Below are 21,457 nucleotides of genomic sequence, written 5' to 3'. Positions count from 1 at the left end.
GGTAATGTGTGTCTGTGAACAGCGATCACATAAGCAGGGTAATTATAGGACCAGGTTGATTACAGGAATAGACAGCCGCATTCGGGAACCCGATACTGTCGGCAGGGTCGATATAGCCTCTTTAACTGTCTTTTGTCAGGCCTATTCGCAGTTTTTCATTTGTCATCAGATATCATCGCCACATTTTGCGATTGTACGTTTTACCGGAGCTTTCGAACGGATGTCAGGGAAACCTACCAAAAAAACAACAGTAAAAAAGTCAGCAGCAAAGAAGGAAGCGGCTAAAAAACCTGTCGCTGGAAAGCAGCGGCGCTGGAAAGCGACCCTCTTAGGGTTGTTCTCCGTATCGCTGGTGATTTTCGGTGCCTGGATGATTTATCTGGATGCCGAAGTGCGCCGGGCATTTGATGGTAAGAAGTGGGCTCTCCCAGCGAAGGTATACGCGCGTCCACTCGCTCTTTATCCGGGGTTACTGCTGTCGCCACAGCAGCTTCAGGCCGAATTGCAGTGGTCGGACTACAGGCAGAGTACGGCCGTCGACCGGCCGGGTACTTATCAGAGAACGGGGAATACCTGGCGTATTTATCGGCGCGGCTTTCCCTTCTGGGATGGCCCTGAGCCAAGTCGGGTTATTGACGTAACACTATCCTCCGGGCGTGTCGAAAAGGTCTCTGATGAGAAGAATGCTCAGGCTCTGGTGCGTCTTGAGCCTCAGTACATTGGTGGTATTTTTCCGGTGCACAACGAAGATCGCGAACTGGTCCGCCTGGAAGATGTTCCGCCGGTGCTCGTGGCGGCATTGATCATTACTGAAGATAGACGCTTCTTTGAACACTGGGGAATTTCTCCCACAGGCATTGCCCGGGCCATGGTTGCGAACGTCAATGCTGGACGTATGGTACAGGGTGGCTCAACTCTAACTCAGCAGTTGGTAAAGAACTTTTTTCTGACCAATGAACGATCTCTGAGCCGCAAGATTCAGGAAGCCTTTATGTCGTTGCTGCTTGAGCTGCATTACGACAAAGAGGAAATTCTCGAGGCCTACATCAACGAAGTTTATCTTGGGCAGTCCGGGCGTCGCAGTATTCACGGTTTTGGTCTGGCCTCGCGTTTCTATTTCGGCAAACCTTTGCGAGAGCTCGACAACGCAGAGATTGCGACTCTGGTCGGATTGGTAAAAGGGGCGTCTTATTATAATCCTCGCCGAAACCCTCAGCGCTCGAAAGATCGCCGGGATTTGATTCTTGGCCTGATGGCAGAGAATCAGGTCATTACTGAAGCGGAAAGCCTGCGCGCCAAACGCACCCCATTATTAACTGCCTCCCCCAAACGTGCTGGGCAACGCGAATATCCCGCGTTTCTTGAATTGGCTAAACAGCAATTGCAGCAGGATTATCGTTTGCAGGATTTGCAATCAGAGGGCTTGCGTATATTTACAACGCTTGATCCCTGGGTTCAGAGCGCGGTTGAAAGTTCGGCTGAAGCGCATCTCTCGTCACTAGAAGCACGCTCTCCGCGACTTAAAGGCAAGCTGGAAACGGCAGCCGTGATCACCAGCGTCGATGGTGGTGAAATTCGCGCATTACTCGGTGGACGTGACGCGTCTTTCTTTGGTTTTAACCGTGCATTGAATGCGAAGAGAGCGGTTGGCTCACTCGCTAAACCTGCGGTTTATTTAGCTGCATTACGTAGCGGTGAGTATCACTGGGGCACCCTGATTGATGACAGTCCGGTCACGGTAGAGGGGCAGGATGGGAGTCTCTGGCAGCCTCAGAATTACGATAAGAAAAGTCACGGAATGCTGCCGATGCAGGAGACCCTGCAGCGCTCTCTGAATCAGGCGACGGCACGCTTAGGAATGACGGTTGGTCTGGATAAGGTCGTGGATGAACTGGTCCGCTTAGGTATCCGGGATGATCTGCCTCCTTATCCGTCCTTGTTGCTGGGCGCTATGTCCCTGTCTCCCTTCGAAATGACCCAGATGTACCAGACGATTGCCTCCGAGGGTTTCTTGATGCCGTTGCGCACCATTGATGCAGTGACGACCGCAGAGGGAGATATGCTTTCCTCTTATGCAATTCGTGGTCAGCAGGTATATGACCCGGTGACGATGGAGTGGCTCACGTCAGGCCTCAAGGCCGTCGTGAGCGAAGGCACCGCCCGACGGCTTAATGACCTGCCGCAACCGCTTGCAGGTAAGACGGGCACGAGTGACGAGCAGCGGGATGCATGGTACGCCGGCTTCGACAATCGCCATCTCGGCGTGATCTGGGTGGGCATGGATGACAACGGACCTATGCCATTTACCGGCAGCAGTGGCGCACTGCCCATCTGGCAGGAATCGTTCAGGCGGATGGGGACTGAGCCGCTGACGCCTTCGCGCAGTCTGGTTGAGATCCCGGTGAACCCTCAGGGTCAATTACTCGAAGACGGATGTTCTGGTAAGGTATATAACTTTCCCGCATCGTGGCAGACAAAAGAACGACTTGCCTGCGAATCCGGGGTTCAGAGTATTGGTAAAGGGATTCGCTCATGGTTCGAACGATTGTTTTGATCGCAGTAGTTGGCTTTCTAACGGCGTGTGCGAGCACATCAACGCAGGATGGCCCCACGGAAAACTACGGACAGTATCAGGGTGGTACTGATCATCCCGCCGTAAAAATGTTGTTTGGTCAGGCAGATGATGCAGCTAAGGCAGGCAACTGGAGCGCAGCGCTGACGTACCTTGATCAGGCACGACGCATTGAGCCGAGAAATCCCTATGTGCTCTACCGTCAGGCGAAAACATACGCAGCGGCGGGCGACAATGCACGCGCTCGTCAATTACTGGAAAGAGCCCGTGTCTTTGCTGACGAAGAGGATGAAATGCTGAGTTATCTCCTCTACGAGCTGGAATTTCAGTTATAAAGAAACGGCCACATAATAGTGGCCGTTTTTTATGGTGTGAGAGATCTAGTGCGTCTTAAAGTTGGCCAGTAAACCAGCAAGCTTACCAGCCATGTTCGATAGCTGCCCCGTTTTAGCCTTCGAGGCCTGAGCCAGTCCCAAGTTCGAGTCCCCGATTTCGCGGATCGAAATAATGTTGCCATTGACCTCGTTGACCGCCAGGTTCTGCTCGCGAATAGCTTGAGCAATTTGTTGATTCATCGTACTCATAGATTCTACCGCTGATTTTATCAGTCGTAGCTGCTCATCGATATGACCTATCTGGCTGACACTTTCGCCAACACCGCTCAGTGATGTTTCCATTGCGCTCACCGCTTCACTTGAGCCCTTCTGCAACTGTTCAATCATTCGCTGGATCTCTTCCGTACTCTCATGAGTACGTGATGCCAGGGTACGGACTTCATCTGCAACAACCGCGAAGCCGCGACCCTGCTCACCTGCACGGGCAGCTTCAATAGCGGCATTCAGTGCTAAAAGATTCGTTTGTTCCGCAATGCCCTGAATTACAGATAACACAGAGCCGATATTGTTACTTTCTGAGTCCAGGTTCTCGATAACAGTGTTAGCGGTTTTAATATTTTGCTCTAAACGCTCAATGCTGGTGCGGGCTGCACGGATTTCTTTATCGCTGGCAGCTGAGACTTCGGTTGCAGATGTCGCAGACTTGGCGGCTTCATCTGAAAAGCGATTTATCTCCTCCATCGCGCTGGTCATTTCCTGAGTGGCGGAAGCAATCAGATCTGTTTCGTCACTTTGCTTGCTGGAGCCTGACTCGACAGTTTTACATGACTTATCGAAATCATCACTGATCCCCGAAATTTCACAAGACAGTTCACGGGCTTCATTGACGAGTTCATTGATCTGAGCAAAAAAGGTGTTAAAGGTATGTCCGAAGGCAGACTGAGGTTTATCCAGTTGATAGGAAAGATCAATCTGACCTTCTTTTTGTAGATGCTCACCAATACTGAGCAACTCAACACTCTGAAGGAATTCTGCCCAGCTCTTACGGGAAAGATATACGAGAACGCCCGCCTCAAATACGACGAAGGCAGCGTGTAAAAGTACGATCTCCAGGCCAGTAGTCATATCGAGGCCTGCATGGTACTCAAATATATACACGCCGGAACCCATTTCCTGGAGGTAGTTAAATACCAGATGATGAGTTGCGATCACGGCCGCTGCAGTAATGATAGTAAGCTGGTCGCGGTAATAAAGGAGCGCAGCAAGCAGAGCAAAGATACCAAAATGCATTTCAATCAAACCATGAGCCTGATGAATATGCAGCGCCGAGAAAATCATCAATGATGCCGCAAATGAAATACGGGTTAAGCGATGGCCAGGCATGGCTTTGCTGATCATAGCGGGAACCGCGACGGCGGGTACACCAACCAGGACGGCTTCTAACCAGGTGTTGTGCCAGCTCGCCAAAAGCAGAGACACAACAAGTAGTGCGAGGGTCAGGCGGAAAAAGAATGCGTCTGCATTTTGGTAGAATTTAATTATTGCAGGTGATGGAATCATAGCGATAACCACATAAGTACTGTTGGTATTACTTCCAGTGTAGACAAAATTTCTGAAAAGAAAGCGGAGGGTCGTCAACCGGTGCCGTTGTGACCCCGATTGCGATCGGAGTCACGTTCGACGTGCCGGCTTCCGGTCATTAAGCGGATACTGATGAGTACAAGCCCGAGAAGAATACTGAACAGATTGATACTACCGGATGCGGAACCACCGTCGCTCTGAGTGGCGTCCGTCTGGTCTGCTAATGCATCACTTCCGGGGAAGCTCTCCGCATTCTGGGGATCGGTGCCGCCATCCAGTTCGGCTTGATTACTGAAACCGTCGCCATCGGTATCGTTTTCCGGGCTCTCGTTCGCTTCGTCGGCCTCGTCGTTGACGCCATCGTTATCGCTGTCTGACAGTCGGCTTTCGAGGTAATTAAGAATACCGTCGCCATCTGAGTCCAACAGGGCTTCTGACACATCGGCCAGACCATCATTATCCGAGTCGGGATCGGCATAGTCAGGAATCAGATCTCCGTCCGTATCGCGCGGATCACTGCCGGTTCCCCACTCCTCAGTGTCGCTGATGCCGTCATGGTCGCCATCGTTTGTGCCATCGGTCAGGTCACTGTCCGCGTCCAGATGATCGGCGATACCGTCGTTGTCGAAATCCGCACTTAATGGATTCAGTGGGTCTGGGATCTCGGTCAGATCATCGACGCCATCGCCGTCATCATCGTCATCGCGGTAATCAGCAATACCATCGCCGTCAGAGTCGAGCAGCGGGCGCACTTCGTCGCTGTCCAGCACTGCATTGTTGTCGCTGTCTTCGTCCATATAGTCAGGCACGCCATCGGCGTCACTGTCTTCACACTGGGTGACTGTGCACTCTACCTCATCGCGCAGGCCATCAAGATCGCTGTCATTGGTTGTGGAATCGGCCGCATCGTCAGCGTCGTAAGCATCATCTATTCCGTCGCCATCACTGTCACCGCTCTCATCTGCTGTGAGTTCTCCGTCGCCATCGTCGTCGATGTCGTCATAGTCTGGCATGCCATCATTATCGGTGTCCCGCGGCAGGCCTTCGCGGTTAATGCGAGCTTCGAGGAAATCACTGAGGCTATCGCCGTCGGTGTCATCGTCGAGCGGGTTACTGCCAATACTTGTTTCCGTTGCATCGTTGAGTCCGTCACTGTCAGAGTCAGATAAAGCGTCTAGCGGTGCGATATCGTCGCCATCAATGAGGCCATCACCATCGCTGTCGTCATTCAATGGGTCGTAACCCGCGGTGGTCTCGTCAATGTTGGACAGTCCATCGTTATCGCTGTCGTTGTTCGGATTCAGGTTGGCAGCGTCTTCCTGGTCGGATACGCCATCACTGTCGGTATCATTGATCAGCGATTCCAGCGCATCGACCGCACCATCGTGATCCGTGTCCTGACCATACTCTTCCCCGTCGTTTGTGCCGTCGGCATCGCTGTCCGGGTCATCGGGATTGGTACCGTAAAGTACTTCGGTCGAGTTGTTCAGACCGTCGCCGTCGCGATCATTGTCGATGTAGTCCGGTGTGCCGTCGCCGTCCTGATCCGCAGGCACGCTGGCACCGTCATCCGGGTCTGTACCCGCAGAGGTTTCGGTACTGTTGCTGTATCCGTCGCCATCCCGATCGCCATCGAGGCTGTCAGGAATGCCGTCGCCGTCCTGATCAGACGGTGTGTCACTTCCATTTAGCGGATCAGTACCGGCGGCGGTTTCATAACTGTTGCTGATGCCGTCGTTGTCGCTGTCGTTGCCCGGATCATTGTTGGCGGCGTCCAGTTCATCCGGGACGCCGTCGTTGTCGGAGTCGGTTACCGCGGATTCGAGGGCATCAATCACGCCATCAGCGTCGCTGTCTGCGGTACCCTCGACACCATCGTTTTTACCATCGCCGTCGCTGTCCGGGTTGGAACGGGTCGTGCCATTGGCAATTTCATCTGAGTCACTGACACCATCGCCATCGCGGTCGCTGTCCAGGCTATCAGGGATGCCATCGCCATCTGAGTCGGGCGGTGTGTCGTTCGGATTGCGTGGATCGCTGTCGGCACTGAATTCGAATGTATTGCCGATGCCATCACCGTCCGTGTCGTTGTTCGGGTCGGCGTCGTTGGCGTCGTACTGATCGCTGACGCCATCATTATCGGCGTCTGCCTGTGATGACTCGAGGGCATCAATGGTGCCGTCGCCATCGCTGTCGGAGGTGCCTTCTGCACCATCGTTAGTGCCGTCATTGTCGGTATCTGCATCATCGGGGTCGGTGCCGTTTACGCCCTCATCGCTGTTGCTGACGCCGTCGCCGTCGCGGTCGGTATCAACGCTGTCAGGGATGCCATCACCGTCGAGATCAGAAGGCGTGTCCGAGGCGTTACGCGGGTCGGTGCCGGCTGCTGTTTCCTGCTGGTTGCTGATGCCATCGCCATCAGTGTCGTTGGCGGGATTATTGTTTTCGGCGTCGAACTGGTCAGCCACACCGTCGTTGTCGGCGTCATTGCTGTCCGACTCAACCGCATCGATCGCGCCATCTCCGTCTGTGTCTGCCGTACCTTCTACCGCGTCGTTACTGCCGTCGTTGTCGGTGTCAGGGTTATTGGGGTTCGTGCCGTTGCTGGTCTCAGTGCTGTTGTCGATGCCGTCGCCGTCGATGTCGGGGTCGCTGCTGTCAGGCGTGCCATCGCCGTCTAGATCGGTGGGGGCGCTGGCAGCATCGTCCGGGTCGGTGCCAGCGGCGGTTTCCTGGCTGTTGCTGTAACCATCGCCATCGCGGTCGCTGTCTAGCCCATCAGGAATGCCATCGCCGTCCAGATCCGCCGGGGTATCTGATGCATTCTGCGGATCTGAACCTAATGAGGTTTCTTGAGCATTGCTGATGCCGTCGCCGTCAGTATCGTTGCTGCCATCGTTGTTGGCGCTGTCATTCTGGTCTGGGACTCCATCCGCATCGCTGTCGGTAGTGCTGGATTCCAGTGCGTCGATCACGCCGTCACCGTCACTGTCTGCAGTGCCTTCGGTGCCGTCGTCTGCGCCATCGCCGTCGGTATCACTGACGTCAGGATCTGTACCGTTGCTGGCTTCAACCGTGTTGGCGACGCCGTCGCCATCACGATCACTGTCCACGCTGTCAGGAATGCCATCGCCATCCTGATCTGCTGGGGTATCAGAAGGGTTCTGCGGATCGGTGCCAGCAGCGGTTTCATTAGCATTGCTGATGCCATCGCCGTCGGTATCGTTGGCACCGCTGTTGTTGTCGGCATCGGCCTGGTCGTTGACGCCATCACCATCGGTGTCGGTCTGATTTGATTCCAGAGCGTCGATGGTGCCATCGCCGTCGCTGTCCGTTGTCCCCTCGGCGTCATCCCTCTGGCCATCGCCGTCGCTGTCCGGATTATCTGGATTGGTACCGTTGGTGGTTTCGTCGGCGTTACTGACGTTGTCGCCATCGCGGTCGCTGTCGAGTCCATCTGGAATGCCGTCATTATCCTGGTCTGCTGGCGTATCGGCGGCATCCTCCGGGTCGCTGCCAGCAGCGGTTTCATTGGCATTACTGATGCCGTCGCCGTCGGTGTCGTTGCTGCCGTCGTTGTTTGCCGCGTCGCGTTCATTGCTCACGCCATCACTGTCAGCGTCCGCTGATGCAGACTCGAGCGCATCAATGGTGCCATCGCCATCGGTGTCTGTTGTGCCTTCTGTGCCGTCGTTTTTACCGTCGCCATCGCTGTCGGCGTCGTCCGGATCGGTGCCGTTGGTGGCTTCGTCCGTATTGCTGACCCCGTCACCGTCTCGGTCGCTGTCAATGGTGTCCGGTGTGCCGTCACCGTCGCTGTCGGCTGGGGTGTCGGACGCGTTCTCGGGGTCGGTACCTACCGCGGTTTCATTTTCATTGCTGATGCCGTCGCCGTCGGTGTCATTCGAACCGTCGTTATTGACGCTGTCGTTCTGATCACTGACGCCATCAAAATCCGTGTCGGTTATGGACGATTCAACCGCATCAATCTGGCCGTCGCCATCCGAGTCGGTTGTCCCTTCGCTGGCGTCATCGCTGCCATCGCCGTCGGTATCCGGGTTGTCTGGGTTAGTGCCGTTACTGGCTTCTGTGGCGTTGTCGATGCCATCACCGTCGCGGTCGGGGTCTGTGCTGTCGGGAATGTAGTCGCCGTCCTGGTCGGCCGGCGTGCTGGAAGCGTCTTCCGGGTCCGTGCCTTCACTGAGTTCGACGGTGTCATCGTAACCATCGTTGTCATCGTCGGCGTCAATGACATCGGCGATACCGTCACCGTCATAGTCAGGCAGAATCTCAATGCTCAGATTCTGAGTGGTGACATGCACGGCGTCGTCGATGGCAATCTGCAGGTTGTAGATATTATCGAGGCCAGCATCGAGCGGGTTTTCTGCATCTGGCGCTGAGAGGAATACGATTTCGCCGTTGACGATGTCGAACAGTGTGGCATCGACACCGCCATTGATGCTGACGGACAGAGAGTCGCCTTCGAGGTCATAGGTACTGTTCGTCAGGAGTCCGGTGGCGATCAGCCCTTCTACTAAGGTGATGACGGTCGACCCGGTCCAGGTCGGTGCCACATCATTGATATTTTCGATTGTGACGCTGACGCTGACGTCCACCAGATTCAGGCCGTCGCTGACTTCGAGATCGACCAGATAGATGTTATCGCCGTTCGAGTCCTGTGGGTCTTCATGATCCGGGGCCGTTTTGAAACGCAATTCACCATCGACCAGTTCAAACAGAGCGGCATCCACGCCGCCTGAGATCCGGTCGATGAGAACGTCTCCGTCAGCGTCTGAGGCCGTCAGAATGTATCCCGTATTAATGATATTTTCGTCGATGGTGACGCTGGTACCGGAGGAAATCACCGGGCTGTTGTCGTTCAGGTTGGTGACATCAATGGCGACATTCTTGGTGATCAGGCCGACCAGCGGGGACTGCAGTATCAGTTCGTAGCGGTTGTCACCATCCGCATCAAGAGGTATTTCATAATCAGGCGCTGACGAGAACAGCAGGTTGGTTCCGGATGTTGTAAACAGGTGAGCGTCGTCGCCGCCAACGATGGTGAAGTTAATCAAACCAATGTTGGCCGGGTCCAGCAAACCAGCGACATCCAGCCCGGTGCTTGTCTGATTTTCTGGGGAGTCCGTTATGCTGTCGAATGACAATAGTGGGGCAGCGGCAACATGAACACTGAGCGAGAAGAGGGCGGAGGCGCTCCAGAGAACTCTCATAAAACAGGCCTGTTTGGATATACTTTTATTCCATACTAGGCCGATCAGGTATTTTCGACGGTAACCTGACAGGTATGTCTGGTTGCGCTATGTCAATTCGGTGTCATGGTTGGGTAGTGCGAAGTCGGTCGCTCCAGTGTTCTGCAAGACGCTGAAACGTCACTGCTGTGGCAATTGCCATGGCCAGCAGCTCAACCTGAATCACGGGCCAGTTGGATAGAGGCCAGTAACTCAGAGTCGCCCAGATGACGGCGGAGGCAACGAGGCCCGGTGTCCTTTTTACCCAGGCGCTGGCAACGGCTGATAGGCCTCCTACTGCAAGGCTGGTGAGGAGAATCCAGTCCAGCTCATTCGCTCTCCGGGTGAGTTCGAATACCACACATAGTGCCAGCAGAATCCGGCCCCATACGACGCGATCCCACGATGGAAGTGAACCGACTGATTGCGCGAATCGGGCGAGTCCCACGAGCGCTAATAAAGGTAAGGCCGCATACCAACTCAGTCCCTGCAACAGCAGCAATGTTTCCGCATGCTGCCAGTAGGGAGAGATCAGTAATAAACTGCCGTACAGGGTCAGGAGCAGTGCGGCACAGAGGTCGGCCGCCTGCTCTCCCTGCAATACCTCGCCTGCACGAGGCCGCGATAACCATCCGAGCACGAGGCCTGTGACGAGAAACAAAACTGAGATCACCTCAACCCGCCTTGATCGACGCCATGACACGATCGGCGGCAGCGATGGTGTCGTCAATATCCTGCTCGGTATGCGCAATGGACATAAATCCGGCTTCGAATGATGACGGTGCGAGGTACACGCCTTCTTTCAGCATGCCGTGGAAGAACTGATTGAATCGCTCGCCATCGCAGTGATCAGCTACGTCACGGAAGCCATTAATTTCGTTCAGCTCGGTGAAGAACAGACCAAACATCGAACCGGCACTGGTCGAGGTGAATGGAATACCGTGTTTATCCGCCGCCGCTTTAAATCCATCCAGCATCTGTTTTACGCGTGCAGTCAGTTGATCGTAGAAGCCAGGCTTCTGAATGGCTTTCAGCATGGCCAGGCCAGCTGCCATTGCCAGTGGGTTGCCCGACAGAGTCCCTGCCTGATACACAGGGCCGAGAGGCGCCAGGTATTCCATGATTTCGCGCTTACCACCAAAGGCACCAACGGGCAGACCGCCACCGATGACTTTACCCAGACAGGTCATGTCGGGAGTGATGCCGTAATATTGTTGTGCACCGCCCAGTGATACGCGGAAGCCACTCATCACTTCGTCAAAAATAAGCACAATGCCATGCACAGTGCAAAGCTCGCGTAACCCCTGGAGGAATGACTTCGATGGAGGAATGCAGTTCATGTTGCCCGCGACAGGCTCGATGATGACGCACGCAATGTCGTCACCCATTTTCGCGAAGCATTCTTTAACGCTATCGAGGTCGTTGTAGTTCAGGGTAATGGTGTTTTCTGCAACACTGGCAGGAACCCCCGGAGACGTCGGAACGCCTAAAGTCAGCATGCCGGAGCCGGCTTTCACCAACAGTGAATCAGCATGGCCGTGATAGCAGCCCTCAAATTTCACGAGTTTATCGCGGCCGGTAAATCCTCGAGCCAGACGAATTGCGCTCATGGTAGCTTCGGTGCCTGAGTTAACCATGCGCACCATGTCCATCGACGGGATCAGTTTGCAGACTTCGTCAGCCATCTCAATTTCAATATGGGTTGGCGCACCAAAGCTCAGGCCCTTATCCATACGTGCACGTACGGCATCCAGAATTTCGTCCGCAGAATGGCCAAGAATCATCGGCCCCCAGCTACCCACGTAATCGATATAACGGTTGTTGTCGGCATCGAACACATACGCACCTTTGGCGTGATCAAAAAAGATGGGGGTACCACCGACACCTTTGAATGCGCGTACTGGAGAATTTACACCGCCCGGGATGTGTTTCTGAGCAGCTTCGAACAACGCTTCTGACTGGGAAATAGAATAAGTCATAACAATACCTTGGAATTAAAACGGGCGGACGACGACGAGAATGACGACGCCGAGCAGAATAAATACCGGAACTTCGTTAAACCAGCGGTAGAACACATGGCTGCGAGTGTTCCGGTCTTCTTTGAATACTTTTAACAGGTGGCCGCAATAGAAGTGGTATACAACGAGCAAGGCGACCAGTGTGAGTTTTGCGTGCATCCAGCCCTGGCTGAAATAAAAGCTGGTGTTCATCGATAACATCCAGATGCCCAGGGCGATGACGACCACCATGGATGGCGTCATGATGCCGCGATAGAGCTTACGCTCCATAATTTTGAAACGCTCTCGGGACACCTCATCGTTGGCGTCGGCATGATACACAAACAGTCGCGGTAAGTAGAAAATCGCCGCAAACCAGGTGACGACGGCGATGATGTGGAAGGCTTTCAGCCAGAGAAAGGTCATGAATCAGGCCCCTTGTGCCGGACGATACTGGTAATAACTCTCGATGTCTTCGCGCGATACCACGCCTGCAAACTGATGGCGGCGCTCATCGCGATACACTATCAGCCATTGTAATTGATGTGCCTGCATCTGGTCTAAGGCGTCCTGCAGATTCGCTTTTAACGAAATGCGGGCGGCCGCCTGACGGTCAGCCGGGATGGTAAACAGGTCAATGGTTTCTGCATCCGGGTCTGTTTCGAGCGCTTCGGCAATCGCGGCTGGTCGAATCAGAGTGTCTTCGCCGGCAATCAGGAGCCAGCTCGGGTCGCGTTGCAAGATAAACCCAGCAGCCTCACGACCCACTTTTCGTTGCACCTCAACGACCGAAGTCTGCATGGCTTGAGCAACCCAGGTGTTTCGGAGCATCTGTCGCACTGGGCTCGGTGTCTGGTATTGAGCGTTGCCTCCAAGCTGCACCTGGAATACCGAGGGCAGCCGGAATACTTCGCTGACTACTAAGCTGGCGATTACAACGGACAGCATACCAGGCATGATGATATTCGGGTTGGCTGTCAGCTCAAGCAGAGCAACGAGCGCTGCCAGCGGTGCTCTGAGGACCGCCCCCATCATGGCACCCATACCTAACATGGTGTAAAAGCCGATGAAGACCGGGTAGTCCGGCACTAACCAGACAGAAATCTGGCCCATTACTCCGCCAAGAGCAGCTCCTATAAATAGTACCGGGCCGATAAGCCCCGCGGGAAAACTGACGGCAGCTGCCCAGCTGGATAAAAACATCTTGGCCATTAACAGAAGCAGCAGGGTTGTGAGCACTACTTTGCCGTTCAGGGCGTCGTTTACGGTGTCGTAACCGATACCGAGAATCTCAGGTAGCCACCAACTGATGGCCAGTGTTGCCAGCGTCAAGCCTCCCCAACGGACGACGAGAGGCAGGTGCCCGAGGCGCTGCATAACTTTGACCAGATATATGTAACCCGTGGCGACCAGACCGGCGACGACGCCGAGCAACATAATGTAGGGGACTTCCCATAGAGAGGTGAGGTTGAGCGCTGGAACATCAAATGCGGTCTCATGGCCAAAGACCGCGCGGCTGACGATGGCTCCGCTAACGGAGGCGAGGATGATCGGAATAAAACCGCGGATGCTGTACTCCAGAAGTACAACTTCCATAGCAAAAATGACTCCGGCCATCGGAGTATTAAAAGAAGCGGAAATCGCACTTGCGACGCCAGCCGCCGCGAGAATGCGTAAGCGATGATGGGCTAATTCGGTGTGTTGGCCGATCTGACTTCCCGTGCCTGCACCTATGTGGATTGCCGGGCCTTCACGACCAACACTGTGTCCGCTGACCAAAGCAATTACCGCAGAAATCCATTGCAGTATAATGTTGCGGGCGGGCATGTATCCCTGGTGTCGCTCCATTCGAAGCAGAACGTGGGTTACGCCCATACTGCGCCGTTCTTGTGGAACCCAATAAAACAACAGAATCAGCAGGGCGCCGCCACCCAGAAGAAGCAGCGAACGTACCTCCTGCGACATGCCTTCAAAATTTTCGGCGGAGCCAATCGGAAAGAAAGTGACGAGGGGAAGCTCAATTGCCAGCCGGAAGAGTGTAATCAGGCCAGCGCTGACAAGTCCGGTTAATAGAGCCAGGCCAGCTAATCCAATCTGGTTGTCAGACAGTGTGATCATGTTTTGCCAGAGTTGGCGTAACGGGGTCACTATTGACGGTTCCTTTCTGGCCTTATGGTGTGAAGAGTGCGGAATACCAGCTATTATACCCTTCTTTGCGGCACGGCTGGAAACACCCTGGGATGCCGCTTTCCAGCGCCATAAAATACTCTTTGTTCAATAGAGCCTTCTTTGTTCAATAGAATTCTGTGGCGGAGGCACACAAGAGCACTACTAGACTACTTCGGAGATTGTCTGTGATTAAGGTTGGCATCGTTGGCGGCACTGGGTATACCGGTGTAGAACTGTTGCGTATTCTCGTGCACCACCCAGAAACTGAGCTGAAAGTGATTACATCGCGCAGTGAAGAGGGTGTCCGGGTCGATGACATGTATCCTAATCTCCGCGGGTATACCGACCTCGCCTTTACCGTACCAGATGCCGATGCGCTGGGTGAATGCGACGTCGTATTTTTCGCAACGCCTCATGGTGTGGCTCATGCTCTTGCAGAAGAGGTGCTGAACTCAGGTGCCCGCGTTATCGATTTGTCTGCGGACTTCCGTCTGAAGGATGTTCCGACATGGGAAAAGTGGTACGGCCAGGAGCACGGAGCACCGGGTATTCTCCCCGAAGCTGTATACGGTTTGCCTGAGGTGTATCGGAGTGACATCAGCAAAGCACGCCTTGTTGCTTGTCCCGGTTGCTACCCAACGTCAGTTGAGCTCGGTCTGATTCCATTGATCGAACAGGGACTGATCGAGGATCAGTTACTGATCGCTGACTGTAAAACGGGCGTTAGTGGTGCCGGGCGCGGTGCGAAAGTCGGCTCGTTGTTCGCCGAAGCGGCTGACAGCTTTATGGCTTATGGCACATCCGGTCACCGTCACTTGCCAGAGATACGTCAGGAGCTGAAAGCGGCTGCGGGTGGCAAAGATATCAACATTACTTTTACTCCTCATCTTGCCCCGATGATCCGCGGTATTCTTGCGACTCTTTACGCCCAGGTGCCGGGGCAGAAGATCGAAGATCTACAGAAAATCTACGAAGAGCGATATGCCAACGAGCCATTCGTCGATGTACTTCCTGCTGGCAGTCAGCCTGCGACCAGAAGCGTGAAGGGCAGTAATGTATGTCGTCTGGCACTGCATTATCACGAAGATACTGGTCAGGTTATTGTACTGTCTGCGATTGATAACCTCGTGAAAGGCTCGTCCGGTCAGGCGGTTCAATGTATGAATATTATGTTTGGCCTTGAAGAAAGCATGGGCCTGCAACACGTTGCTCTGATGCCTTAACGAGCGTTTCTGGAGATAGAGCATGGCAGTAGTTGAAGGCAGTGTTCAGGACGAGTTGGTCATTGTTCGCCGGGCGAAAGGTTACCGCTTCCGGCGGGCTTTCTGGCTCGCCATTCTTATTCTGATGACCGCAGGTGGCGGTTATCTCTACGGGTACTTCGATAGCTACACGCAGATGAAAGTACTCAAAGAAGAGAACGGTTACCTTAAAGACGGTTTGCGCACCAGCGAGAAAACCATTGAAGACCTTAGTCAGCGCGTGGCGGTACTTGAGAAGGGCGGCGAAGTTGATCGACAAGCTGCTGATGGTTTCCGTGAAACCGTAAAAAGTCTGAAGGATCAGGTTTCCGTGCTTGAGCAGGAAGTTGCGTTCTACAAGGGTATCATGGCGCCGGGTAGTGCAGATAAAGGCTTACGTATCAGCCGGATTGACCTCGATGCAATTAGTGCAAATCAGTACAGCTATGCCGTTATGATGACTCAGGTTGTCGATAACACGAATTATGTTCAGGGTGAGGTCGCAGTCAATGTGATTGGTTTGCGATCCGGCGAGCAGGAAGTTATCGCCCTCCGGGATCTGGATGAAAATATCAGTGAACTGGGTATACCATTCCGCTTCCGTTATTTTCAGGAACTCAAAGGTGTGCTGAATCTGCCAGATGGTTTTATCCCACAACAGCTACAGGTAGTTATGCAGTCACGCGGGCAGAACTCACAAAGGGTAGAAGAAACCCGAAACTGGAATTCCGAGGGAGAGGCCTGATGTTCAGTGCTAAGACCAACAACCATATAGATTTTGATACAGTGATTTCGGCTCGCACTGAGATTCGCGGTGATATCACAGTGAAAGGCGCCATTCAGATCGATGGTGTCCTGAAGGGCAACCTGGTAGCCGAGCCTGGTTCTAAGGCGTCGGTACGTATCAGCGATAAGGGGCGTGTTGAAGGGCGGATTACCGCACCTAATGTGATCGTCAATGGTGAGGTATGCGGAGATATCCACGCCTATGACTACATCGAATTGGCGAAAAAAGCCCGCATTACAGGCGATGTCCATTACGCATCAATGGAAATGGTATTAGGGGCGCAGGTGAATGGGCAATTGATTCATGGTTCCGGCTCAGCTAAATCTGGCTCTGGCGTTTCTCAGCCAGAAATGGCAAAAGTTGACTAAATCACTCGGTTAAGCAGATAATCCTACAAGACTTATCCAAGACATCTTTTCCAAGGTAATTATGACAGCAGTTCAGCAGGCCACGCCGATTGAGTTGACGCAAGCGGCGGAAGAAAAAATTCGTGACCTTCTCGAAGATGAGGGTGATGATGAGCTGTGCCTGAGGGTGTTTGTGACTGGTGGTGGTTGTTCAGGTTTCCAGTACGGTTTCACCTTTGATGATGAACAGGCAGAGGATGATGCCCTCATCGGAAAAGAAGGCGTACGGGTGCTTGTAGACTCACTAAGCTACGGTTACCTCGTTGGGTCAGTGCTGGATTATCAGGAAGGACTGGAAGGGTCGCGTTTTGCGGTGTCGAACCCGGGCGCTTCTTCTACATGTGGTTGTGGTTCGTCATTCGCAATCTGACTTGATGCGCATCAGGGAGGTTCCCATGCGAATTGTATTAACTGCTTTACTAGTCTCATGTTCTTTATCCAGTCTCGCTAACGAAGGTCTTCAGGAGATAACGTCTGTACCGGCCATCGATGATTCAGCGGTCGCTCCTGTTGAGGCTGTACAGGAAGGTGAAGTTACTGCCGAGGTGATCCCTGCATCTACAGAGGACATTCCGGCATTGTTTCAGGCCCGGATACAGGAGCACTCCGCAGACGAAATGCTTGCTTTACTCCAGCGTGCAGAAAAAATCGCCTCAGGGCAGGATGTTTACCGCACTCGAGAGCCTGTAATGCTGGTTTTGTCGGGGGATGAAATCGAACTTTTCAAACGCGACAACTATCGCGACAACAAAGCTCTGGTTGACCTTGCTGCGCGTCTGGATGCTTTCAATATCATTGATGTAAAAGTCTGCCGTCACTGGACGGGCCAGCGAGGTATAGAACTGACTGACCTACCGCCTTTTATTGAAGGTGTATCATCAGCAGATCAGGAAAGTAAGCGCCTTGAGAGCGCGGGCTACGCTTACTTCTGATTGTTTTCACCCGCGCCTGCCGGGTAGATTCCTCCAAGAATCCTTTCCCCCTGAGCACCGGTAACCGCAGGCAGGTTGCCGCTCAGGTGGTTTAACGTTCTCCAGCCTAGCCAGGCGAAAGCCATTGCTTCCATCCAGTCAGGATGTATTCCTACCGCTTCCGTCGACTGCACCTGTACTTCACTCAGCTTTGCGCGGATGCGTGCCATGAGGTGACTGTTATTCACACCTCCGCCACAAACGTAAAGGTCTTTAAGTTCGGGCGCAAAACGCTTGATAGCATCAGTAATGCTGGTGGCTGTGAGTTCGGCCAGTGTTGCAAGCACATCATCTGGGTTAGATCCTGCCGGAATAGTTAGCTCTTTCAGGTTGAATAGCTCTCTCCCGGTACTTTTCGGCGGCTCCTCGGAAAAATAGGGGTGCTGCAACCACTCTTCCAGTAAGTCAGAAATAACCACCCCCCTGGCTGCAGAGCTTCCTCCTGCATCACAGCTGCAACCTGTCATTGCGCGGCAGTATTCATCCATTAATGCGTTGCCGGGGCCAGTATCAAACCCAAGAGTTTTATTCGGGTCCGGGTTTACCAGGGTCAGGTTGGCGATGCCGCCAATGTTGAGTACGCCGCATGGTTGATGCGCTTGCATGGCTACTTGATGAAATGCGGGTACGAGAGGAGCCCCCTCGCCGCCCGCCGCAATATCTCTGCGGCGAAAGTCAGCAACGCAGGTAATGCCTGTGTACTCGGCGAGCCATGAGGGGTCGCCAATTTGCCAACTGAATCCGTCCGGTTGAGGTCGGTGTCGAAGGGTATGGCCGTGACTACCGACAGCAGTGATGTCAGCAGCTGAGAGAGCATTCTTTTCTAACAGCGTAACGACAGCCTGCACGCCATATTGGGCGATTAAACGGTCGGCATCCATGATCAATTCAGCGCTGAGAGTCTCACTGATGGCTAACGCCTTAAAGAAATCCGATACTTCGTCTGGGTAATCAATGCACAAGGCATCAACCATCGTCACTTTGTCCGGTGTGATCTCCACGAGACAAGCATCCATGCCATCGGCACTGGTGCCTGACATCAGGCCAATACAAAGAGTCATTGAAAGCTCCCGTCTGTGCTTGAAGACACACTGAAGTCTTTCAACCAGCTGGTCAGCTTATTGGACTCCTTCATAAACGCCGCTTTTTCCGACGATTTAATAGATTCTGCTTTTGGCAGTCTTACTCGCAATGAGTCTCTGTGGACGCCATCGACCAGGAATTCGTAGTGCAGGTGCGGCCCTGTTGAAGCGCCCGTGGTTCCGACATAACCAATGATCTGGCCTTGTTTCACGTAGCGGCCAACCCGAACGCCACGCCCGAACTTACTCATGTGTGCGTACTTGGTCTGGTAGCGTTGACCGTGCTGGATGACGACGACATTACCGTAGCCGCCATTGCGACTGGCGAAGGTTACCTTGCCATCACCTGCGGCTTTGATCGGCGTCCCCGTCGGGGCTGCGTAGTCGGTTCCCCGGTGAGCTCGGATCGTATTCAGAATCGGATGTTTACGGTTCGGGTTAAATCGGGAACTGATGCGGAAGTAATCAATCGGGTTACGCAGGAAAGCCTTACGCATGCTCGTGCCTTCCGGAGTAAAGTAGTTCGCTTGACCGTCGCTGTCGACATAGCGAACAGCTGTAAGCTCGCGATCCCGGTTATTAAACTGTGCGATCAGAATATCGCCGTAGCCAATCTGCTCTCCATCAAGCTGAACCTCTTCGAAGATGAGACTGAAAGAGTCGCCTTTACGGATATCGAGCGCGAAGTCGATATCCCAGCCAAAGATAGCCGCCAGTTGATACAGGATCTGATCTGGTACGCCGGCTTGGGAACCATCGTAGTAGAGAGAGTTGTCGATGGTCGCAGAAGCAAATCGCGGTATGTAATCCGCCGTCCGCTCAACCAACTCATAAGAAAGAGTGCCGTCGTCTTCGCGCTCGAGAGAGTGTCGAGCCAGAGGAGACAGAATAATCTCTAGCTGTGAAATACGATTATCAGCAGTGCGCACCCAGCGCACCGTCTGGCCGACCTTGAGATTGATGACGTCACGAGGTACCGCCGCGGCAATATCGATGACATCCACGGCGCTAAGATTCTCGCGGCTGAACAGAACCGATAGGCTGTCACCGCTTTTCACTGTGGTCTCTTCCCAGTCGGGTTCAGGCACAGGAGGGGGAGTGTCGGGTTCTGAGACCTCGGGAAGGTCAATAACAAACGTCTGTTGTTTGGTTGACTCACCGGAATCCGGGAGAAGAACCAAAATGATTAGCAGCAGAATACCGAGCCCGGCACCAATCAGGTGACGTAACGGGAAATACTGTAGTTGCCCGGGCAGAGCCATCTTATTATCGAATCCTCGTATGCATTTCGCAGGAAAGTGTAAACAATCACTGAGCATTTTACCCGGTGAACTTGATTTTGCACCTTGATCAGGTATGTTCAGCTCCCTTTCCGACAACCCAAATGTGAAGATAGATCCCATGACAGCCGCACTTATTGCTGACCTGAAAGAGCGTGGTCTGCTGAACCAGATCACCGCTGAAGACGAATTTAATGAACACCTTAACGGCGGATCTCGCGTTCTTTATTGCGGTTTTGACCCGACAGCAGACAGTCTTCATCTGGGACATCTGGTGCCTTTGCTGGTTCTTCGTCGCTTTCAGGATGCGGGGCATAAGCCAATCGCATTGGTAGGTGGAGCGACGGGATTGATCGGTGATCCAAGCTTTAAGGCCGCTGAACGTCAGCTCAATACCGCCGACATTGTAGCTGGATGGGCCGATAAGATACGTGGCCAGGTCAGTCAGTTTATCGCCTTTGACGGTGTTGAAAACCCAGCGGTTGTTGTGAATAACCTCGACTGGGCAGGAGAGATGAATGTTCTCGACTTCCTCCGTGATGTCGGTAAGCACTTCTCGGTCAATGCAATGATTAATAAAGAGTCGGTGCAGCAGCGCCTGAATAGAGAAGGGGCAGGGATCTCGTTCACCGAGTTTTCGTATGCGTTGCTTCAAGGGATGGATTTCGCTGAACTGAACCGACGTTACGACTGTACCTTACAGATAGGTGGCTCAGATCAATGGGGAAACATCGTTGGTGGTATTGATCTTTCCCGCCGCCAGAATGGCGCGCAGACGTTTGGTCTCACTGTTCCACTCGTAACCAAGTCTGACGGCACAAAATTCGGTAAGACAGAATCGGGCGCTGTATGGCTGGATCCTTCTAAAACCTCGCCGTATGCCTTCTACCAGTTCTGGATGAATACGGCAGATGCTGACGTCTACAAATTCCTTCGTTACTTCACGTTCCTGCCGGTTGAAAAGATTGCAGAGATTGAAGCGCTTGATGCGACGATTGAAGGTCGCAAGACAGCGCAGCCGATTCTCGCAGAAGAAGTAACCCGAATGGTGCATGGTCAGGAAGCACTTGATTCAGCCCGTCGTATTACCGAAGCGCTCTTCTCCGGCGATCTCACGCAATTGTCCGAAAGTGAATTGGAACAGATCAAGCAGGATGGATTGCCATCAAGTGGTCTGGACATTACTGGTCTGGGAGATAAACCTCTGACAGCCATCCTGTCTGAAGCAGGTATGGGCCAGGGTAAGCAGGTCAAAGATGCACTCGGCCGCAATGCCGTCATCGTAAACGGTCAGGCATACGGTATGGATGACCTGATGAAAGGCGCGGAGATCTTCAGTGATGGTAATGCTATGTACGGACGCTTCTTTATGGTTCGCATGGGCAAGAAAAAGCATCATTTGTTCGAACTTGAAAAATAATTCAGAAAGACTGTTGACGGCGCAGATGAGATCTCTATAATGCGCCGCTCCTGAGTTGAGACGGCTTCTTCCAGAAGCGGAAAAAACAAAGGAAAAACAAGGGGTTGACAGTGGTTTTAATCACTATATAATGCGCCCCGCTCTGAACGGAACGGATCAATTCGGACCAGTCAGAAAAAAGAGGTTGACATCGAAGATTAACTCTTTAGAATGCGCAGCCCGCTTCGAGTGAAACACGAAGCAAAGTTCTTTAACAAATTGTTCAGACAATTTCGTGTGGGTGCTTACTGAGATGTTGTGGAGACATAAGATTTCAAGTAAGAACTCGTCGAAAATTCATTTACGTGAATGTTGACAGTTTTATTC

The 21,457-nt window shown here is 53.3% G+C and carries 16 protein-coding genes; 8 read left to right on the top strand and 8 right to left on the bottom strand.

The features are described from left to right. Positions 1–220 precede the first annotated feature (220 nt). Complete coding sequence (mrcB, locus tag BW941_RS12995; protein ID WP_076516742.1) at positions 221–2,554, top strand: penicillin-binding protein 1B; 2,334 nt, start codon at positions 221–223, stop codon at positions 2,552–2,554. Beyond that, positions 2,533–2,907: a tetratricopeptide repeat protein gene (locus BW941_RS12990; RefSeq protein ID WP_076516739.1), complete on the top strand. Its 375-nt coding sequence runs from the start codon at positions 2,533–2,535 to the stop codon at positions 2,905–2,907. The genes mrcB and BW941_RS12990 overlap by 22 nt, the downstream gene beginning before the upstream one ends. Before the next feature lie 45 nt (positions 2,908–2,952). Here BW941_RS12990 and BW941_RS12985 read toward each other — a convergent pair whose 3' ends face one another. The 6 genes from BW941_RS12985 to BW941_RS12960 form a co-directional block, all read right to left on the bottom strand. Then, a complete protein-coding gene (locus BW941_RS12985) occupies positions 2,953–4,467 on the bottom strand; it encodes a methyl-accepting chemotaxis protein (protein WP_076516737.1) in 1,515 nt (504 codons plus the stop codon). A 74-nt stretch (positions 4,468–4,541) separates the two neighbouring features. After that, on the bottom strand, positions 4,542–9,719 hold the full coding sequence (locus BW941_RS12980; protein ID WP_076516735.1) for a hypothetical protein: 5,178 nt from the start codon (positions 9,717–9,719) through the stop codon (positions 4,542–4,544). A gap of 103 nt (positions 9,720–9,822) precedes the next feature. After that, positions 9,823–10,398, bottom strand: coding sequence for a hypothetical protein (locus BW941_RS12975; protein WP_139325845.1), 576 nt, complete (start codon positions 10,396–10,398; stop codon positions 9,823–9,825). Positions 10,399–10,411: 13 nt separating this feature from the next. Then, positions 10,412–11,716, bottom strand: coding sequence for a glutamate-1-semialdehyde 2,1-aminomutase (hemL, locus tag BW941_RS12970; RefSeq protein WP_217693603.1), 1,305 nt, complete (start codon positions 11,714–11,716; stop codon positions 10,412–10,414). A gap of 15 nt (positions 11,717–11,731) precedes the next feature. Beyond that, positions 11,732–12,160, bottom strand: a complete 429-nt coding sequence (gene hemJ / locus BW941_RS12965) for a protoporphyrinogen oxidase HemJ (RefSeq protein WP_076516732.1) — start codon at positions 12,158–12,160, stop codon at positions 11,732–11,734. A gap of 3 nt (positions 12,161–12,163) precedes the next feature. Next, positions 12,164–13,882 (bottom strand): chloride channel protein, encoded by a 1,719-nt coding sequence (locus BW941_RS12960; protein ID WP_139325844.1) that lies wholly within the window; start codon positions 13,880–13,882, stop codon positions 12,164–12,166. Between the two features lie 206 nt (positions 13,883–14,088). Between BW941_RS12960 and argC the strand changes: the two genes are divergently transcribed. The 5 genes from argC to BW941_RS12935 all read left to right on the top strand — a co-directional run bounded on the left by argC (position 14,089) and on the right by BW941_RS12935 (position 17,270). Continuing rightward, positions 14,089–15,126, top strand: coding sequence for an N-acetyl-gamma-glutamyl-phosphate reductase (gene argC, locus BW941_RS12955; protein WP_076516728.1), 1,038 nt, complete (start codon positions 14,089–14,091; stop codon positions 15,124–15,126). 22 nt (positions 15,127–15,148) lie between these two features. Next, positions 15,149–15,889 carry a DUF6776 family protein gene (locus tag BW941_RS12950; protein ID WP_068444725.1) on the top strand — a complete coding sequence of 247 codons (741 nt, stop codon included), beginning with the start codon at positions 15,149–15,151 and terminating at the stop codon, positions 15,887–15,889. After that, positions 15,889–16,299 (top strand): bactofilin family protein, encoded by a 411-nt coding sequence (locus BW941_RS12945; protein ID WP_076516727.1) that lies wholly within the window; start codon positions 15,889–15,891, stop codon positions 16,297–16,299. Before BW941_RS12950 ends, BW941_RS12945 begins: the two co-directional genes overlap by 1 nt. 61 nt (positions 16,300–16,360) lie before the next feature. After that, the gene (gene erpA / locus BW941_RS12940) at positions 16,361–16,708 is read left to right on the top strand and encodes an iron-sulfur cluster insertion protein ErpA (RefSeq protein ID WP_076516725.1); all 348 of its coding nucleotides are present in this window, start codon (positions 16,361–16,363) and stop codon (positions 16,706–16,708) included. 25 nt (positions 16,709–16,733) lie between these two features. Continuing rightward, positions 16,734–17,270, top strand: coding sequence for a hypothetical protein (locus tag BW941_RS12935; RefSeq protein ID WP_076516723.1), 537 nt, complete (start codon positions 16,734–16,736; stop codon positions 17,268–17,270). Here BW941_RS12935 and BW941_RS12930 read toward each other — a convergent pair. Next, a complete protein-coding gene (locus BW941_RS12930; protein WP_076516721.1) occupies positions 17,261–18,370 on the bottom strand; it encodes an anhydro-N-acetylmuramic acid kinase in 1,110 nt (369 codons plus the stop codon). The two genes, BW941_RS12935 and BW941_RS12930, sit on opposite strands and share 10 nt — an antisense overlap. Beyond that, positions 18,367–19,653 (bottom strand): M23 family metallopeptidase, encoded by a 1,287-nt coding sequence (locus tag BW941_RS12925; RefSeq protein ID WP_076516719.1) that lies wholly within the window; start codon positions 19,651–19,653, stop codon positions 18,367–18,369. The genes BW941_RS12930 and BW941_RS12925 overlap by 4 nt, the downstream gene beginning before the upstream one ends. A gap of 139 nt (positions 19,654–19,792) precedes the next feature. Here BW941_RS12925 and tyrS point away from each other — a divergent pair, with 139 nt between their 5' ends. Beyond that, on the top strand, positions 19,793–21,091 hold the full coding sequence (tyrS, locus tag BW941_RS12920; RefSeq protein ID WP_076516717.1) for a tyrosine--tRNA ligase: 1,299 nt from the start codon (positions 19,793–19,795) through the stop codon (positions 21,089–21,091). The last annotated feature ends 366 nt before the right edge of the window (positions 21,092–21,457 follow it).

It is taken from the genome of Thalassolituus maritimus (assembly GCF_900156675.1).
GTDB classification, from domain to species: domain Bacteria; phylum Pseudomonadota; class Gammaproteobacteria; order Pseudomonadales; family Oceanobacteraceae; genus Thalassolituus; species Thalassolituus maritimus.
Note: the sequence above shows the minus strand (reverse complement) of the source record. Positions and strands in the feature narration are given on the sequence as shown.

Coding starts and splice junctions, on each gene's coding strand:
- mrcB (WP_076516742.1), top strand. CDS start 221: ATGTCAGGGAAACCTACCAAAAAAACAACAGTAAAAAAGTCAGCAGCA.
- BW941_RS12990 (WP_076516739.1), top strand. CDS start 2,533: ATGGTTCGAACGATTGTTTTGATCGCAGTAGTTGGCTTTCTAACGGCG.
- BW941_RS12985 (WP_076516737.1), bottom strand. CDS start 4,467: ATGATTCCATCACCTGCAATAATTAAATTCTACCAAAATGCAGACGCA.
- BW941_RS12980 (WP_076516735.1), bottom strand. CDS start 9,719: ATGAGAGTTCTCTGGAGCGCCTCCGCCCTCTTCTCGCTCAGTGTTCAT.
- hemL (WP_217693603.1), bottom strand. CDS start 11,716: ATGACTTATTCTATTTCCCAGTCAGAAGCGTTGTTCGAAGCTGCTCAG.
- hemJ (WP_076516732.1), bottom strand. CDS start 12,160: ATGACCTTTCTCTGGCTGAAAGCCTTCCACATCATCGCCGTCGTCACC.
- BW941_RS12950 (WP_068444725.1), top strand. CDS start 15,149: ATGGCAGTAGTTGAAGGCAGTGTTCAGGACGAGTTGGTCATTGTTCGC.
- BW941_RS12945 (WP_076516727.1), top strand. CDS start 15,889: ATGTTCAGTGCTAAGACCAACAACCATATAGATTTTGATACAGTGATT.
- erpA (WP_076516725.1), top strand. CDS start 16,361: ATGACAGCAGTTCAGCAGGCCACGCCGATTGAGTTGACGCAAGCGGCG.
- BW941_RS12935 (WP_076516723.1), top strand. CDS start 16,734: ATGCGAATTGTATTAACTGCTTTACTAGTCTCATGTTCTTTATCCAGT.
- BW941_RS12930 (WP_076516721.1), bottom strand. CDS start 18,370: ATGACTCTTTGTATTGGCCTGATGTCAGGCACCAGTGCCGATGGCATG.
- BW941_RS12925 (WP_076516719.1), bottom strand. CDS start 19,653: ATGGCTCTGCCCGGGCAACTACAGTATTTCCCGTTACGTCACCTGATT.
- tyrS (WP_076516717.1), top strand. CDS start 19,793: ATGACAGCCGCACTTATTGCTGACCTGAAAGAGCGTGGTCTGCTGAAC.